Source organism: Hydrogenophaga sp., assembly GCF_051007235.1.
In the GTDB taxonomy this organism is placed as follows: Bacteria; Pseudomonadota; Gammaproteobacteria; order Burkholderiales; family Burkholderiaceae_C; genus Hydrogenophaga.
Genome location: NZ_JBPCSJ010000433.1, coordinates 1 through 2,520 on the forward strand (window position 1 = coordinate 1; position 2,520 = coordinate 2,520).

Genomic DNA, 2,520 nt, shown 5'->3' on the forward strand with positions numbered 1-2,520 from the left:
CGTAGGCGATGTCGTTCGCGATGCGGATCGCATCCGCTTCGTCCTTGAACGGAATCAGGCAGGCCACCGGTCCGAAGATCTCGTCCTGCGCGATCTTCATGCGGTTGTCCACATCGGCGAACACGGTCGGCCACACGTAGTTGCCACCGGCCACATGCGACGGCAGCTCGGCCGCGTACGAAGGACGGTCCAGCCCGCCGCACAGCATCGTCGCGCCCTCCTTCGGGCCCAGCTCGATGTAGCTGCGCACCTTGGCCAGATGCGCCTTGCTGATCATCGGTCCGATGGTGGTCTTCTCATCCAGCGGGTCGCCCACCACGATGCGCTTGGCGCGCTCGGTGAACTTCGCCACGAAGTCGGCGTAGATGCTCTGCTGCACCAGGATGCGCGAGCCGGCGGTGCAGCGCTCGCCGTTGTTGCTGAAGATCATGAAGAGTGCGGCATCCAGCGCGCGGTCCAGGTCGGCATCGTCGAAGACCACGAACGGGCTCTTGCCGCCCAGTTCCATGCTGAACTTCTTCAGGCCCGCGGCCCGGGCGATGCGGTTGCCGGTGGCGGTGGAGCCGGTGAAGCTGATGGCGCGCACATCGGGGTGCGCGCACAGCGGCTCACCCGCTTCCTTGCCGAAGCCGTGCACCACGTTCAGCACGCCGGCCGGGATGCCGGCTTCGAGCGCCAGCTCGCCCAGGCGCGCGGCGGTCAGCGGCGACAGCTCGCTCATCTTGAGCACCGCCGTGTTGCCAAAGGCCAGACAGGGCGCGACCTTCCAGGTGGAGGTCATGAAGGGCACGTTCCACGGGCTGATCAGCGCACACACGCCGACCGGGTGGAACAGGGTGTAGTTCAGGTGCGTGGGCGTGGGGTAGGTGTGGCCGTCCACGCGGGTGCACATCTCGGCGAAGTAGTAGAAGTTGTCCGACGCGCGCGGAATCAGCTGCTTGCCGGTCTGCGCGATCACCTGGCCGGTGTCTTCGCTGTCGGTGCGGGCGATTTCCGGCACGTGCTTCGCGATCAGGTCGCCCAGGGCGCGCACCTTCTTTGCGCGCTCGGTCGCCGGCAGGCCAGCCCAGGCGGGCAAGGCGTCCTTGGCGGCCTGGACCGCAGCGTTGACTTCAGCGTCGGTGCCCGAAGCGACCTCGGCCAGCACGCCCTGCGTAGCGGGGTTGACGGTCTCGAAGTAGTCGGTGCCGGCAACCGTCTTACCGTTGATGAGGTGGTCGATTTTCATAAGGGGTCTTTCTCCGGCCAGACCGCAAAGGGGGTCAGAGCCTGATGTCGTTCAACTTGGGGTTGTGGTCCGGTGAGGTCACTGTCCTGCATCAGGATCCGACCCCCTTTGCTCTGCGGTGATGGTGTTCGTGAGGGCGACGATGCCGTCGATCTCGGTGACGATCACGTCGCCGGGCTGGCAGTCGACGACGCCGTCGGGTGTGCCGGTGAGGATGAGGTCGCCGGGCATCAGGGTCATGAAGCCGCTGAAGTAGGCGATCAGCGTGGCGACGTCGAAGATCATGTCCTTCGTGTTCCCCTGCTGCGTGAGCTTCCCGTTGACGGTGGTGCGCAGCGCGAGGTTCATGGGGTCGGGCACATCGGCCGCATCGACCAGCCAGGGGCCCAGCGGCGTGCAGGCGTCGCGGTTCTTGACCTTGAGGTTGGGGCGGTACCAGTTCTCCAGGTAGTCGCGGATCGCGTAGTCGTTGGCCACGGTGTAGCCGGCGACGTACTGCAATGCGTCTTCTTTCTTCAAACGCTTGGCGGGCTGGCCGATCACCACCGCGAGTTCGCACTCGTAGTGCATGAACTGCACGCCGTCGGGCCGCACGGTGAAGGCGCGGTGGCCGATGAGCGAGGCCTCACCCTTGACGAAGGCCAGCGGTTCTTCCGGCGCCTTGAAGGCGAGTTCCTTGGCGTGGTCGGCGTAGTTCAGGCCCAGGGCCAGCACGGTGCGCGGACGGTTGAGGGGCGCAAGCGGCGGCAGCCAGACCACCTCATCGAAGCCGACGCGGCGGCCTTTGAACGCGGGCGTGAGCAGTTCGAGCAGGCCATCGGCTTCGACGGCGTCGTGGACCGCGCCGGCCCAGGCGATGCGGGCTCTTTTCATGACGCCTCCTGCACGAAATGGTTGACCAGCGGCACGAAGCCGGTGGCGGTGATCTCGACCGAATCGCCGGCCTTGGCGCGCGGCCGTGTGCCGTCGTCCAGGCAGTCGGTGCCGACCATCAGCACGTCGCCCGGCCGCATGCTCTGAAAGGCGTTGACGTCGGCCCACAGCGTGGCCGCGTCGCGCACCAGGTCGGCCAGCGCGGTGCGCTGGCGCATCACGCCGTCCACGCGCAGCTCCAGCACCAGCGACGACAGCTCGCCCAGGTCCATGACCGGCCGCAGCACATCACCCACACCCAGAAAGCCGTCCACGCAGCGGTACTTCACCGGCGGGCGGTAATAGCTCTGATGCGGAATCGCCACGTCGTTGAACAGCACGGCGCCGGCCAAGCGGCCGCCCTCGCCCGCCACCAGCCC

Annotated in this window: 3 protein-coding genes; all 3 read right to left on the bottom strand. The window is 66.9% G+C overall.

Features of this window, described 5'->3' with window-relative positions; all coding sequences use genetic code 11:
- On the bottom strand, positions 1 to 1,228 hold a 1,228-nt coding region (locus tag ACR2JA_RS15510; protein WP_434009977.1), incomplete at its 3' end, for an aldehyde dehydrogenase family protein.
- Between the two features lie 78 nt (positions 1,229 to 1,306).
- Positions 1,307 to 2,101, bottom strand: coding sequence for a fumarylacetoacetate hydrolase family protein (locus ACR2JA_RS15515; RefSeq protein WP_434009978.1), 795 nt, complete (start codon positions 2,099 to 2,101; stop codon positions 1,307 to 1,309).
- Positions 2,098 to 2,520 (bottom strand): fumarylacetoacetate hydrolase family protein (locus ACR2JA_RS15520; protein WP_434009979.1); only part of this gene is annotated, 423 nt, incomplete at its 5' end. The genes ACR2JA_RS15520 and ACR2JA_RS15515, both read right to left, overlap by 4 nt.